The organism is Nocardia sp. CA-136227 (assembly GCF_050955695.1).
Classification (GTDB): domain Bacteria; phylum Actinomycetota; class Actinomycetes; order Mycobacteriales; family Mycobacteriaceae; genus Nocardia.
In genome coordinates this window covers 1906333-1921197 of record NZ_CP192081.1, presented here as the reverse complement: position 1 = coordinate 1921197, position 14865 = coordinate 1906333, and the positions used below count along the sequence as shown (strand labels likewise).

The window sequence follows — 14865 nt, the reverse complement described above, 5'->3', positions numbered from 1 at the left end:
CGACGGGAGCCGGCCGCGCCACGCCGGTCCGATTCCGGCCATATCCGGCGGTTTGCCCGGGCGTCGCGGAAACCGACTCCCACCAGGAACGCGGCGCGTAGGATCGGACGAATCCCGCAGTCGCCGAACGATCCCGGGGAGTTCAGCATGGCGTCCGCACCATCCAAGATCCCACCGTTGCCGCTCCTGCGCGCCGTCACCTGGTTGCGGGACAGCCTGGCTGTCCTGCACCGGCGGCTGGCCCCCGGCCACATCGCGCTATTGGAGCTGGGGACGGCCGGGTACGTCTCCCAGGCCATCTGCGCGGCGGCGGAGCTGGGCATCGCCGCCGCGCTGGCCGACGGCCCCAAACCCGTCGCCGACCTGGCCCGCACCCTGAACGTGGACGAGGACGCGCTGGGCCGAATGCTGCGCCTGCTGGTCAGCGCGGGCGTCTTCGACCAGCGCCGGGACGGCAGCTACCAGCTGACCGGTGTCTCGCAGGCGCTGCGCACCGATACCGACGTCACGCTGCGCGATCTGTTCGTCTTCTTCGGCTCCGAACTGCATCGCAAGCATTGGACGCATCTGGCCACCTCGGTCCGGACCGGCGGGTCGCTCTGGACCGAGCTGGAGGGCATGGAGTTCTTCGAGTTCACCGAGCAGCACCCCGAGGCCGGGGAGGTCTTCGACCGGGCCATGACCAGCATCAGCAGCCTGGCCACCGAACCGCTGCAGACCGCGTTCGACTTCGGGCGCTTCGGCTCGATCGTGGACGTCGGCGGCGGCCGGGGCAGCCTGCTCGTCGACATCCTGCAACGCCATCCGTCCATGCGCGGCACCGTGTTCGACCTGCCGCGGGTGGCCGAGGGCCTCGAGAAGCAGTTGCTGGGCCCCGGGCTCACCGGCCGCCTCACCGTCGAACCCGGCAGCTTCTTCGACGTCGTACCCAAGGGCGCGGACGCCTACCTGCTCAAGCACATCGTCCACGACTGGAACGACTCCGACGCCGAGCGCATCCTGCGCACCGTGCGCACCGCCATGGAATCCGAAGCGCGGCTGCTGATCATCGAGATGGTGATGCCCGAGCACCACCGCCCGCATCCGGGCAAGGTCATCGACCTGGAGATGCTGATCCAGACCCGCGGCGGCCGGGAACGGACCCAGAACGAATTCGGAAACCTGCTGTCCCGCAGTGGTTTCGTGCTCACCGGGGTCACCACGACCGCCGCGCCGGACTGTGTCATCGAGGCCCGTCCGACGATCTGAACGAGGCGCCCGCGGGGCGTGTGCGGCGCAATCCACACGCCCACCGCGGGCTACCTCCTACCACCCGGATCCGGTGGCGTTTCAGGCGGTACGGCGGATCCGCGGGCCGACAACCCCTGCGGCCCGATCGGTCCAGCCGTCCGCCATCTGCGCCAGCAGGAACCAGGCGGCGTGCACTTGTTCGTCCGACACGTTCTCGGCCGTCCTGAGCAGATGCACCGCGCGCACGTGCGCGGCCGCCATCGCATCCACCACGGCCCCCAGGGATTCGGCCCGCGCTGCACCCCTCCGCAGCGCTCGGCTCGCCACCCACTCGTCGATGAACGTCACCAGCTGAGCGCGTAGCTCGTCGATTCCGCCCACGTCGCCGGAGTGGACCCGGCGTCGCTGCAGATGCAGTTCGGCCAGCGCGCGGGACCAGCGGGTGACCGGGTGGTCCTCGGGCTGATCCCCGATGTGACCACAGAACGCGGCCAGCAGCTCGTGCCAGTCGGGCAGCGGCGGGTCGTATCTGATGTCACGACCGCTCGCCCGCCACAACTGGGTGCTATCAGGTTGGGGTACGTACATACCTATACCTCCACGGGCGCTGCGGGCGCACCCGGAGCCGCGGGCGGCCACCGGACCGCGAGCCCGGCGTGGCAAGGGCGGACCGCGCCGGATCCGGGCAACCGCTATCGGCGAAGGGCACATCTCGATGCGGCACCGGGTGCACCTCCAGCATGAACCGATCGCCGGTCCCGCCCACCGCCCTTCCCCCGCCCTCCCACTGCCCCTGCAGTAGGAGAACGACCGCCCAGTCTGTACGGTTACTTGCCCTCTCCCCCAGCGCGATTCGCCCGTAACCGACGCTCGACTAAACCTTCACCAGGTCGTCGGCGTGCACCACCGGACGCTGCATGCTGTCGGGCAGCACGGCCGTGGAACGGCCCTTCATCGTCTGCAACTCATCGCTGTCATAGGCCGCCACGCCACGAGCCACCAGCCCGCCGTCCGGCGCGATCAGATCGATCACGTCACCACCGAAGAAATGACCCGTCACCTCGGTGATCCCAGCGGCCAGCAGGGAATGGCGACGCTCGGCCACGGCCGCCACCGCGCCCGCGTCCAGATGCACCGCGCCCCGCGCGTCGGCGGCGTGCCGGACCCAGAACTTGCGGGCCGACAACCGAACCGGACGCGCCGCGAAGGCCGTGCCCACCGTCGCACCCGACAGCGCCGCCGCCGCGTCCGACGCGGCAGCCAGCAAGACCGGCACGCCGGCATCGGCGGCCAGCCGCGCGGCCGAGAGCTTCGACGCCATACCCCCGGTACCCAGCGCACCACCCGAACCGGCGATCACGCCGTCCAGATCCGCGCTGCTGCGCACCTCGGGAATGAAGTTCGCCGAACCCTTACGCGGATCACCGTCGTAGAGGCCGTCCACATCCGACAGCAGGATCAGCGCGTCCGCGCCCACCAGATGCGCGACCAGCGCCGCGAGCCGGTCGTTGTCGCCGAACCGGATCTCTTCGGTTGCGACGGTATCGTTCTCGTTCACCACGGCGATGGCGTGCAGCGACCGCAGCCGGTCCAGGGTCCGCTGCGCATTGCGGTGCGGCTCGCGGCGACCGAAGTCGCCCGCGCTCAACAACACCTGCCCGACCACCCGGTCGTAGCGGGCGAACGACGTCCCCCACGCGTGCGCCAGCGCCAGCTGACCGACACTCGCGGCGGCCTGCTTGGTGGCGAGATCCTTGGGCCGCTTGGACAATCCGAGCGGGGCCATGCCCGCGCCGATGGCGCCCGAGGACACCACCACCAGATCCGACCCCGCGCGCATGCGGCCCTCGACCGCGTCGGCCAGCTGATCCAGGCGACCGGTGTCCAGACCGCCTTCCAGGCTGGTCAGCGCCGACGACCCGATCTTCACCACGACGCTGCGCGCGGACGCGATGGCCCGCCGCGCGGCGCTGAGCCCGTCAGCGCCGAGCTCCGCCGCTCCCTTGGCCTGTGCGCCACTCGAACTCACTTGCACCACACCTCAATTCGCCCGCGATACCCACGCACCGTCGCACCCGAATTCATTGTCCGTCCGCACCGGCCGCTCGCCTCCTCGCGAACGGCCGCGCGACACTGTATTACTCGTCGTCGGTGACCAGACCACGGCGCACACGCGAGGCGTGCTTGCGCTCGGCCGCGCCGATGCGCTCGGTCTGATCCAGACGCGGGTCCACGCCGCGGCGGGTCATCAAGGTCTCCACGCCCGCGGAAATCGAAGGCTCCCAATCGAAGCAGTAGTCCGCGATGGTCACCGACGCGCCGGGCTCCGCACCCAGCTTGACCAGCTCTTCCTCGACGCCGAGGCGAGCCAGGCGGTCGGCCAGGTAACCCACGGCCTCGTCGTTGTCGAACTGGGTCTGGCGCACCCACCGCTCGGGGCGCTCGCCCACCACGATGAAGCCGCCCTCGACCTCGGGATCGCGAATCACGCGGAAACCGCTGTCGCCCTTGACGACCGGTCGGATGATCGCGCGCTTCGGCTCCGCCTTCGGATGCCCGGTGCGGTACTCGGCGACCATCTCGGCGAGCGCGAAGGTCAACGGCCGCAGGCCTTCCCGGCTCACCGCCGAGATCTTGAACACCGGCCAGCCGCGCTTCTCGAATTCCGGCAGCACGAACTCGGCCAGCTCGTCGGCGTCGGGGATGTCGGCCTTGTTGAGAATCACCACGCGCGGGCGATCGGCCAGATCACCCAGACCGGTGTCACCGACCAGCGCGGGCTGATACGCGGCCAGCTCGGCCTCGAGCGCGTCCACATCCGACACCGGATCGCGGCCGGGTTCCAGCGTGGCGCAGTCCACCACGTGGGCCAGCACCGCACAACGCTCCAGATGCCGCAGGAAGTCCAGGCCCAGACCGCGGCCCTCGCTCGCGCCCGGAATCAGACCGGGCACATCGGCCACGGTGAAGGTGGTGTCACCCGCCAGCACCACACCGAGGTTCGGCACGAGCGTGGTGAACGGGTAGTCCGCGATCTTCGGCTTGGCCGCCGAGAGCACCGACACCAGCGACGACTTGCCGGCCGACGGGAAGCCCACCAGACCGACATCGGCGACCGACTTCAGCTCCAGAACGACATCGCGCTCCTGGCCGTCCTCGCCGAGCAGCGCGAAACCGGGCGCCTTGCGCGCCTTGGACACCAGCGCCGCGTTGCCCAGCCCGCCGCGACCGCCGCGCGCCGCCACGTACTGGGTGCCCGAACCGGTCAGGTCCGCGAGCACCTCGCCGTCGAGGCTCATCACCACGGTGCCGTCCGGCACCTTCAGCAGCAGTCCCTCGCCCTGCTTGCCATTGCGGTTGCTGCCCTCACCGGGCTTGCCGTTGCCGCCCTTGGCATGCGGGTGGAAATGGAAGTCCAGCAGCGTGTGCACGTTCGGGTCGACCTCGAGGATCACGTCCCCGCCATTGCCGCCGTTGCCGCCATCGGGACCACCCAACGGCATGAACTTCTCCCGGCGCACCGAGGCGCAGCCGTGCCCACCCTTGCCCGCGCGCACGTGCAGCTCGACACGGTCGATGAATTTGGACATATCGGTGATCATCCTCCTTCAGGACTTGTCGACTGGATGTGACGCCCCGGGCCTCGGCCAGGAATGCCGGAAGCGGGGCTGTGAACAGCAAAGCGGGCCAGGGTTACTACAAACCCTGACCCGCTTCGAAAAGCTGATGGAGCGAACTCCGGTGCGCCGGTCAGGCGTTCACCGGCTCCGGCACCACGATGTTGACGGTCTTGCGACCACGCTTGGTGCCGAACTGCACCGCGCCCGCCTCGAGAGCGAACAGCGTGTCGTCGCCGCCACGGCCGACGTTGACGCCGGGGTGGAAGTGCGTGCCGCGCTGGCGGACCAGGATCTCGCCGGCCTTGACGGTCTGACCGCCGAAGCGCTTCACACCGAGCCGCTGGGCATTCGAATCGCGACCATTGCGCGAGCTGGATGCACCCTTTTTATGTGCCATGACTAACTCCTCGTGCAGGGGTGACGAACCCCAAGTCGGATTACTTGATGCCGGTGACCTTCAGGACCGTCAGCTTCTGACGGTGGCCCTGACGCTTGTGGTAGCCGGTCTTGTTCTTGAACTTGTGGATACGGATCTTCGGGCCCTTGGTCTGTTCGACGACCTCGGCGGACACGGAAACCTTCGCCAGCTTGTCAGCATCGGAGGTCAGCTCGGAGCCGTCAACGACGAGCACCGGCGCCAGCGACACCGCAGTGCCCGGCTCACCCTCGATCTTCTCGACCTTCACCAGGTCACCGACCGCGACCTTGTACTGCTTTCCGCCGGTCTTGACGATTGCGTACGTTGCCATCGGTCGGCTGCCCTTCTTTCTTTACAAGTGCTCGGCACTATGCTCACACGGCCGGTCATCCGATTCACACCGGGGACCGCCGCAGACTGGTCTGGGGTATTCACCGCCGCCTCGGGCCAGTGGTTCTGCGAACCGAACCGGGCCCACTCACAGCACTAGTCACAACAGAGTGCCGTCGCAGGGGGCAGCGACTGACCAAGACTACAGGACAGGCCTGACCCCGACCAAACCGGGCCGCCCCGGCCGGAAACACGAAAGCCCGCCGGGTGCGACCGGCGGGCCATCCTGACCGACAGCGCGATTACTTGGCGCTGACGCTGCTGCTGCCGGCGGAGAGCAGCTTGGTGATGGTCTGCACGAGCACATCGCTCAGGAAGTCGGCTGCGGAACCCATGGTATTTCCTTCTTCAGTCGTGATCGGACGCCCGGAGCCTGTGTGCTCGACATGGCCGGACCGTGAGCGATCCATGAATGGCGTTCATCACCCCGGGGAAAAGCTGTGGCCCCGCCGGAATCCGGCGGGGCCACAGCTCGTCTCACGCTGACCGGCTAGTTCTCGCCCTCCGGCGCACCGGCCGGACGGCCCGCGGACCGGCGACGCGGGCGAGCCCGCGGCGGCACCACGGCCGGAGCCAGGTCGTCGAGGTTGAAGCCCGGCTTATCGGCCTGATCACCGCTGGAGAGCACGAACACCGCGCCCTTGCTGTCGGTGGCCGGAGCCGACGCCGTGCGCGCCACCCGGCGACGGGCGGGACGACGACCCGAGGCGACCGGCGCGGCCGCGGCGGCTTCCAGGGCGGCGATCGCCGCGACGGCCGCGTGCGCCTCGGCGATCGGCGATTCGATCCCCTCCGGCTCGGACTCGACCACCACGGTGTCCGCGGCGGGCGCGGACTCGGCGGCCTGCGCACCGGACGCGGCCTGTGCCTCCTCCACCAGCTCGGCGGCCTCCGCCGACGCGTCCAGGGCGGCGACCTCGGTCATCGCCGCAGCGGCGGCGCCGTTGGTGAGCGGCGCGCCCTCGGCGACACCGTCCTCGTCGGGGTGGTCGGTGTGCGCGGCCATGGCCAGTGCGACCGGGTGGGCCCGCTTGGTGGCGGCCTTCTCGGCCTTCTCCGCCTCGTCCTCGTGCTTCTCGGCCGGTTCCTCGGCCACCGGCTCGACGGCCGGGGCGGCCTCGGCGGCAGCCGCATTGCGGTCCTTGCGACGACGACGCGACCCCTCGCGACGGCTCACGCCCTCGCCGCTGTCCCCCGCCGGAGCCGAGGACTCGACCGGGTAGTTGTGCACCAGGATGCCGCGGCCATGGCAGGACTCACAGGTGGTGGAGAACGCCTCGACCAGGCCGGTGCCCAGCTTCTTGCGGGTCATCTGGACCAGGCCCAGCGAGGTGACCTCGGAGACCTGGTGACGGGTGCGGTCGCGGCCCAGCGCCTCGGTGAGGCGGCGCAGCACCAGATCCCGGTTGGACTCCAGGACCATGTCGATGAAGTCGACCACGATCATGCCGCCGATGTCGCGCAACCGCATCTGGCGCACGATCTCCTCGGCCGCCTCCAGGTTGTTGCGGGTCACCGTCTCCTCGAGGTTGGACCCGCCCGCCCCGGTGAACTTGCCGGTGTTGACGTCGACCACGGTCATCGCCTCGGTGCGGTCGATCACCAGGGTGCCGCCCGAGGGCAGCCACACCTTGCGGTCGAGCGCCTTGGCCAGCTGCTCGTCGATGCGCAGGCTGCCGAAGACGTCCACCGCACTGTTGTCGTAGCGCTCGACGCGGGCCAGCATGTCGGGAGCGACCGTGCGGACGTAGTTCTCGACCGTGGTCCAGGCGCGCTCGCCCTCGATGACCAGCTTCGAGAAGTCCTCGTTGAACAGGTCGCGGACCACCTTGACCAGCAGGTCCGGCTCCTCGTACAGGGTCTTCGGCGCGCCGGAGCCCTGCTTGGACTGCTCCTCGATGGTGCGCCAGGTCGCCTGCAGCCGCTCCACGTCGCGAGCCAGCTCCGGCTCGGAGACGCCCTCGGAGGCGGTGCGGATGATGACACCCGCGTCCTGCGGCACGATGTCGCGCAGGATCTCCTTGAGCCGCTTGCGCTCGGTGTCGGGCAGCTTGCGCGAGATTCCGGTCGACGAACCACCCGGCACGTACACCAGGAAGCGACCGGCCAGGCTGATCTGCGTGGTCAGGCGAGCGCCCTTGTGGCCCACCGGATCCTTCGAGACCTGCACCAGCACGGTGTCACCGGGCTTGAGCGCCTGCTCGATCTTGCGCTCCTTGCCGCCCAGACCGGCGGCCTCCCAGTTCACCTCGCCCGCGTACAGGACGCCGTTGCGGCCGCGGCCGATGTCGACGAAGGCGGCCTCCATCGACGGCAGCACGTTCTGCACCTTGCCCAGGTACACATTGCCGACCATGGACGCCGAGCCCGTGGAGGTCACGAAGTGCTCGACCAGGATGTTGTCCTCGAGCACCGCCACCTGGGTGGTGGAGGTCGGGTGGTCGGCGAACTGCTTCTCGCGCACCACCATCACCCGGTCCACCGCCTCGCGGCGAGCCAGGAACTCCGACTCGGTCAGGATCGGCGGGCGGCGGCGGCCGGCCTCGCGACCGTCACGACGGCGCTGGCGCTTGGCCTCCAGGCGGGTCGAACCGCTGATGCCCTGCACTTCGTCGACCTGGGCGCGGCGCTTGCTGCGCGGCTCGCGCTCGTGCACGACGGTGTTCGGCGGGTCGTCGTCAGAGACCTCGGGCTCGTTGTCGTCCCCGCCCTTGCGGCGGCGACGGCGACGGCGGCGACGGCTGCTCGACCCCTCGGGCACACCCGCGTCGTCGTCCTCGTCGGCGGTGTCGGTCTCGGCGGATTCGGCCGACTCGTCCTCGGTCTCGGACTCCTCGCCGTCCTCGCCGTCGGCGTCACCGTGCTGCTCGCCCCGGCCCCGGCCGCGGCCACGACGGCCCCGGCGACGGCGGCGGGAGGTGCCCTCACGCTGCTCACGATCCTGATCGCCGTCCCAGTCGCCCTCGTCCTCGGCGTCCTCGGCGGCGGTCTCCTCGGTGACCGCGGTGTCCTCGGTGACCTTCTCCTCGGCCACCGGCTCCTCGGCGCGGGGCTTGCGCTCGCGGCGCTTGCGGCGGGTCTCCTCGACCGTGGTGGCGTCCGGCGACAGGAACAGCGGCGCCGCGACGACGGCGGACGGCTGGTACTGGACCTGTTCCTCGGCCTGCGCCTCGCTCAGGAAGGGGCTGGCGAACAGGGTGGACTGCGCGGTGCCGGCCGGGGCGGCGGCCTCGGCGGCCTCCACTTCCTCGGCGGCCAGTTCGTCGGCGGCCCGGTCGTCGTCCGCGGCGATGGCGGCGTCGACGGTGGTCTCGGCGATCGGCTCGGGCCCGGCGGGGGCGGCCTCGACATCACGCGGTCCGAAGGCGTCGCGCACGGTCTCGGCGACGGTCCGGTCCAGGCTGGATTGCGGGCTTCTCGCCTGCGCGCCCATCTCGGTCAGGTGGGCCAGAATACGTTTGCTGGTGGTGCCCAGCAGCTTCGCCAGTGCGTGCACTCGGATCCGTTCCGGCAATTGTCCGGCAGCCGGGGTGATCTGAGCGCCCCCTTCACCGTTCACCTGCGATGCGTCCTGCGGCTCTTGATCGGCCACGAAATCTCCTCGGGGCCCCCGGGCGCGTTCCTCCGAGGAGTGACGCGGCCGACGCGGGGGCGCTGTCTTGTTGGCCTCACGCCCGGAGGCGCGAGATCGTAAGTCTTCGCGCCGCGTGGCCCGTTATCACCGGTATCTCGTCGTTCGGGCTAACAGTTCACGTGGCGCCTGGTTGGTTGGCTCAACTCCGCGTCACGAGCGTTCATCCAGCGTGCCTGCCCGGCGGCCGAGTCTTGGAGCCGTCGGCGGCAGCGATGATCGTCCGTCGCTCCGCGGTGTCAATCGGAGGTGAACGATGCCTGCCGCAAACGGCCGGCGTCGGTCACTTCCAGAGCCAGTATCCCACACCGTGCCGGGGCGTCGTGCCCACGCGGCCCGGAGCGGCCTCGCGAGTCTCGCGAGCGGCCGCTGGGTGGCAGGTCCGGGGGCGTGGCCCCGGACCCGGCCGAGGAGGAAGCGGGAGCAAACGCTCCCGCAAGATCAGTGCGCGAACCCGGGGAACCAGATGTCGATCTCGCGCTTGGCGGACTCCGGCGAGTCCGAGCCGTGCACGAGGTTGAACTGGGTCTCGAGGGCGTAGTCGCCGCGGATGCTGCCCGGGACGGCCTTCTCGACCGGGTCGGTGCCGCCGGCGATCTGACGGAAGGCGGCGATGGCGCGCTCACCCTCGAGCACGGCCGCGACGACCGGGCCGGAGGTGATGAACTCGATCAGGGAACCGAAGAACGGACGCTCGGCGTGCTCGGCGTAGTGGACGACAGCCACTTCCTCGGAGACGTTCACGAGCTTCATGGCCGCGAGCTTCAGGCCCTTGCGCTCGATGCGGGTGATGATCTCCCCGACGAGGCCACGGGCCACGCCATCGGGCTTGATGAGTACCAAGGTCTGCTCAGTCACCCGTGAAGCCTAACCGTCGCTTGCTCGGCAGGAAAAACGCAGGCCGGGGCGGATGCCCCGGGCTGCCCGATTCGGCGGCGCTACTCAGGCCCCCGACATGCGCTGGCTGGGCAGGGTTCCCGCCTCCATGCGCTTCTTCACGTCCGAGCGCAGGAACAGCACGAAGACCCACACGGCGACGAACACCACACCGATCACCAGGATCGAGATGTGGATGAAGCCGCCCAGCAGCAGAGCCACCTGCAGGGCCAGGTTGAACGGGATGGCCCAGGAGCGGCGCTGCACGCCCGCGCCCAGGAACATGACCACGGCCAGGCCCACCACGTAGAGCACCGACCACCAGCGCAGGCCGCCGCCGACCGCGCTGATCACCGGCAGCGCGAGCAGCACGGTGATGGCCTCCAGGACCAGGGTCCCGGCCATGACGCCGCGCAGGCCCTTCCACGGATCGGTGGCGGGGGGCGGGACCTCGGGGGTGGCGTCGCTCATGCGGGATCCTTTCCGAACAGGCTGCGGGCGGACCCGGCGGTGACGACCGAGCCGGTGATGACTATGCCCGCGCCCGAGACCAGTTCGGCGTCCTCCCCGCCTTCGGCGAGGGCGATGGCGGTTTCGATGGCGTCGGCCAGGTCGTGGGCGACGGCCACGCGTTCGTCGCCGAAGCGCTGGACCGCGAGGTTGGCCAGGTCGTCGACGGGCAGGGCGCGCGGGGAGCCGTTCTCGGTGACGACGATCTCGTCGAAGACCGGTTCCAGGGCGTCGAGGATGCCGCCCGCGTCCTTGTCACCCAGCACCGCGATCACGCCGACCAGTTTGCGGAAGTCGAATTCGCTGGTGAGGGTCGCGGCCAGCGCCTTGGCGCCGTGCGGGTTGTGGGCGGCGTCGATGAAGATGGTGGGCGCGCTGCGCATGCGCTCCATCCGGCCGGGGCTGAGGCAGCTCGCGAATCCGGCTCGCACGGCGTCGATATCGAGCTGACGGGACGCGCCCGCGCCGAAGAACGCCTCGACCGCGGCCAGGGCCAGCACCGCGTTGCGGGCCTGGTGTTCGCCGTGCATGGGCAGGAAGATCTCGTCGTACACGCCGCCGAGGCCCTGCAATTCGAGCATCTGCCCGCCGATGGCGATCCGGCGCGACAGCACCTGGAACTCCGAGCCTTCGCGCGCCACGGCGGCGTCGACCTCGACGGCCCGGCGCAGCAGGACGTCCATGACCTCGGGTTCCTGCTGGGCGATGACGGCGACGGTGTCGCGCGGCGACAGTTCGTCCTCGGGGGCCTTCTTGATGATCCCGGCCTTCTCCCCCGCGATGGAGGTGAGGTCGGGGCCGAGGTATTCGGTGTGGTCGAGCCCGATGGGAGTGATGACGGCGACCTGGCCGTCGATCACATTGGTGGCGTCCCAGCGGCCGCCCAGTCCGGTCTCCACCACGGCCACGTCCACGGGCGCTTCGGCGAAGGCCGCGTAGGCCATCCCGGTGAGCACCTCGAACTTCGACATGGCCGGGCCGCCGGCGGCTTTGGACTGCGCGTCGATCATCTCGATGTACGGCAGCAGCTCCCGGTACACCTCGACATACCGTCCCGGCGTGATGGGCGCGTTGTCGATGGCGATGCGCTCGGTGGCCAGCTGCAGGTGCGGGCTGGTGATCCGCCCGGTGCGCCGGTGCAGCGCGGTGAGCAGCGAGTCGATCATCCGGGTGACCGAGGTCTTGCCGTTGGTGCCCGCGATGTGGATGGCCGGATAGGACTGCTGGGGCGAGCCCAGCAGGTCCATCAGCGTCGCGATCCGGGACAGCGACGGCTCGATCTTGGTCTCCGGCCAGCGCTGGTCGAGTTCGGCCTCGACCAGCGCCATTTCGGCGAGATCCACCGGCGAGGTGCCGTGGGACAGCGAGCCCTCCGAGTACTGACGCTCCGGTTCGTCGTTCACTTGGCGGCCAGCTTGGCGATCTCGGCCAGGCGTGCGGTGACGCGCTCGACGTCGCCCTCGGCGATCTCCTTGCGCGCCTTGATCTTCGCGACCACCTCGTCGGGGGCCTTGGCCAGGAAGGCCTCGTTGCCGAGCTTGCCGTTGGTGCCGGCGAGCTCCTTCTGCGCGGCGGCGAGGTCCTTCTCCAGGCGGCGGCGCTCGGCGTCGAGGTCGACGGTGCCGGACGTGTCGATCTCGACGGTCACGGTGGCGGCGGACAGCCGCACCTCCAGCGACGCGGTGGCGGCGAAGTCGTCACCGGCGGCGGTGAGCTTGGCCAGGTTGGCGATGCCGGCTTCCTGCGCGAACAGGTCGGCGGTATCGATGCCGATCAGCTTCGCCGCCACCTTCTGGCTGTCGGCCAGGCCCTGGTCGGCGCGGAAGCGGCGGATCTCGGTGATCAGCTTCTGGGTGTCGGCGACGCGGCGGGCGGCCGCGGCGTCGGCGGTCGCGCCGGAGACGGTCGGCCAGGAGGAGATGACGATGGACTCGCCCTCCGCGCCCTCGGTGAGGGCCTGCCACAGGGTCTCGGTGACGAAGGGGACGGCCGGGTGCAGCAGGCGCAGCACGGCGTCGAGGACGGTGCCGAGCACGACGCGGGTGCTGGCGGCGCGCTCCTCGGAGCCGGCGAACTGGACCTTCGCCAATTCCAGGTACCAGCTGCAGAATTCGTCCCACGCGAAGTGGTAGAGCCCTTCGAGGGCCTTGCTGAACTCGTAGCGGTCCAGGGCGCCGTCGACCTCGGCGATGACCTCGTCGAGGCGGTCCAGGATCCACAGGTCGCTGTCGGTGAGGGTGTCGCGGGCGGGCAGTTCGCCCGGCTGCGCACCGTTCATGAGCGCGAACTTGGTGGCGTTGAACAGCTTGGTGATGAAGCTGCGCGAGGCGCTGACGTGCGCGGTGCCGACCGAGAGGTCGCCGCCGGGCTGGGCGCCGCGGGCCAGGGTGAAGCGGGTGGCGTCGGCGCCGTACTCCTCGATCCAGTCCAGCGGGTCGATGCCGTTGCCGCGCGACTTCGACATCTTCTTGCCGTGTTCGTCGCGAATCAGGCCGTGCAGGAACACATCCTGGAACGGGACCTGCTTGGCGTCCTTGCCCGCGGTGAGCACCGGGTCGTCGGAGACGAACATGCCGAACATCATCATCCTGGCGACCCAGAAGAAGAGGATGTCGTAGCCGGTGACCAGCACGCTGGTCGGGTAGAACTTGCGCAGTTCCTCGGTGGAGTCGGGCCAGCCCATGGTGGAGAAGGGCCACAGGCCCGAGGAGAACCAGGTGTCGAGCACGTCCGGGTCCTGGACGTAGCCCTCGGGGGCCTGCTCGTCGGGGCCGACGCAGACGATCTCGCCCTCGGGGCCGTACCAGATCGGGATGCGGTGGCCCCACCACAGCTGACGGGAGATGTTCCAGTCGTGCATGTTGTCGACCCACTCGAACCAGCGCGGTTCCTGGCTGGCGGGGTGGATCTTCACGTCGCCGTTGCGGACCGCGTCGCCGGCGGCCTTGGCGATGCCCTCGACCTTGACCCACCACTGCATGGACAGGCGGGGTTCGATGGGTTCGCCGGAGCGCTCGGAGTGGCCGACCTGGTGGATGTAGGGGTACTTGCGGCCGACCACGCGGCCCTCCGACTCGAGCCGCTCGCGGATCTTGACCCGGGCCTCGAAGCGGTCCATGCCGTCGAATTCGGTTCCGCTGTCGGCGATCTTGCCGGTGATGTCCATGATGGTCGGCATGGGCAGGTTGTGGCGCAGGCCGAGCTCGAAGTCGTTGGGGTCGTGCGCCGGGGTGATCTTGACCGCGCCGGAGCCGAATTCGGGGTCCACGTAGTCGTCGGCCACGATCGGGATCTGGCGGCCGGTGATCGGGTGGTAGACGGTGGTGCCGATGAGGGCCTGGTAGCGCTCGTCGTCGGGGTGCACCGCGACGGCGGTGTCACCGAGCATGGTCTCCACGCGGGTGGTGGCGACGATCACGTGCGGCTCGTCGTCGTTCAGGGAGCCGTAGCGCAGCGAGACGAGCTCGCCCTCGACCTCCTTGTGGTCCACCTCGAGGTCGGAGATGCCGGTCTTCAGCACCGGCGACCAGTTCACCAGGCGTTCGGCGCGGTAGATGAGGCCCGCGTCGTAGAGGCGCTTGAAGATGGTCTGCACGGCGCGGGACAGCCCGTCGTCCATGGTGAAGCGGTCGCGGCTCCAGTCGACGCCGTCGCCGAGGCGGCGCATCTGGCCCTGGATCTGGCCGCCGGATTCGCGCTTCCAGTCCCAGACCTTGTCGACGAACAGTTCGCGGCCGAAGTCTTCCTTGGTCTTGCCGTCGACGGCGAGCTGCTTCTCCACCACGGTCTGGGTGGCGATGCCGGCGTGGTCCATGCCGGGCAGCCACAGCACCTCGAAGCCCTGCATGCGCTTGCGGCGGGTCAGCAGGTCCATGAGGGTGTGGTCGAGGGCGTGGCCCATGTGCAGGGTGCCGGTGACGTTCGGCGGGGGCAGCACGATCGAGTACGCGGGCTTGGCGCTGCCCGGGTCGGCGGTGAAGTAACCGGCGCCTACCCAGCGCTCGTACAGGTCGGCCTCGACGTCGCTGGGGTTCCAGCTCTTGGGGAGGGCATCGGCACGATTACGCGGGTTCTCAGAGGCTGCGCTGGTCACCGTGTGATTCTAAGGGCTGGGATTATCGCCCAACGACCGGGTTTTTCCCAGGGGTGATTTTGGATAGCCGAAGGGCGGGGCTCTCGGTGGATGAGGG

The 14865-nt window shown here is 69.7% G+C and carries 11 protein-coding genes; 1 reads left to right on the top strand and 10 read right to left on the bottom strand.

Features of this window, described 5'->3' with window-relative positions:
• Positions 1-147 precede the first annotated feature (147 nt).
• The gene (locus ACQP06_RS08495) at positions 148-1248 is read left to right on the top strand and encodes a methyltransferase (protein WP_433671722.1); all 1101 of its coding nucleotides are present in this window, start codon (positions 148-150) and stop codon (positions 1246-1248) included.
• Positions 1249-1329: 81 nt separating this feature from the next.
• Here ACQP06_RS08495 and ACQP06_RS08490 read toward each other — a convergent pair whose 3' ends face one another.
• The 10 genes from ACQP06_RS08490 to ACQP06_RS08445 form a co-directional block, all read right to left on the bottom strand.
• Positions 1330-1818, bottom strand: coding sequence for a DUF4254 domain-containing protein (locus ACQP06_RS08490; protein WP_379273029.1), 489 nt, complete (start codon positions 1816-1818; stop codon positions 1330-1332).
• Between the two features lie 286 nt (positions 1819-2104).
• Positions 2105-3184 carry a glutamate 5-kinase gene (proB, locus tag ACQP06_RS08485; RefSeq protein WP_357090723.1) on the bottom strand — a complete coding sequence of 360 codons (1080 nt, stop codon included), beginning with the start codon at positions 3182-3184 and terminating at the stop codon, positions 2105-2107.
• A 184-nt stretch (positions 3185-3368) separates the two neighbouring features.
• Positions 3369-4820, bottom strand: coding sequence for a GTPase ObgE (gene obgE, locus ACQP06_RS08480; protein WP_433671721.1), 1452 nt, complete (start codon positions 4818-4820; stop codon positions 3369-3371).
• Positions 4821-4980: 160 nt separating this feature from the next.
• Entirely contained in the window at positions 4981-5247 is a 267-nt protein-coding gene (gene rpmA, locus ACQP06_RS08475) for a 50S ribosomal protein L27 (protein WP_040806195.1), read from the bottom strand.
• A 40-nt stretch (positions 5248-5287) separates the two neighbouring features.
• Complete coding sequence (gene rplU, locus ACQP06_RS08470; protein ID WP_357090204.1) at positions 5288-5599, bottom strand: 50S ribosomal protein L21; 312 nt, start codon at positions 5597-5599, stop codon at positions 5288-5290.
• Positions 5600-6148: 549 nt separating this feature from the next.
• Positions 6149-9250 (bottom strand): translation initiation factor IF-2 N-terminal domain-containing protein, encoded by a 3102-nt coding sequence (locus ACQP06_RS08465; RefSeq protein ID WP_433671720.1) that lies wholly within the window; start codon positions 9248-9250, stop codon positions 6149-6151.
• Between the two features lie 480 nt (positions 9251-9730).
• Positions 9731-10147 (bottom strand): nucleoside-diphosphate kinase, encoded by a 417-nt coding sequence (ndk, locus tag ACQP06_RS08460; protein WP_357090206.1) that lies wholly within the window; start codon positions 10145-10147, stop codon positions 9731-9733.
• Between the two features lie 84 nt (positions 10148-10231).
• Positions 10232-10636 (bottom strand): DUF4233 domain-containing protein, encoded by a 405-nt coding sequence (locus ACQP06_RS08455; RefSeq protein ID WP_379101236.1) that lies wholly within the window; start codon positions 10634-10636, stop codon positions 10232-10234.
• Entirely contained in the window at positions 10633-12078 is a 1446-nt protein-coding gene (gene folC / locus ACQP06_RS08450; RefSeq protein ID WP_433671719.1) for a bifunctional tetrahydrofolate synthase/dihydrofolate synthase, read from the bottom strand. Before folC ends, ACQP06_RS08455 begins: the two co-directional genes overlap by 4 nt.
• Entirely contained in the window at positions 12075-14768 is a 2694-nt protein-coding gene (locus ACQP06_RS08445) for a valine--tRNA ligase (RefSeq protein ID WP_433671718.1), read from the bottom strand. Before ACQP06_RS08445 ends, folC begins: the two co-directional genes overlap by 4 nt.
• Positions 14769-14865: the final 97 nt, after the last annotated feature.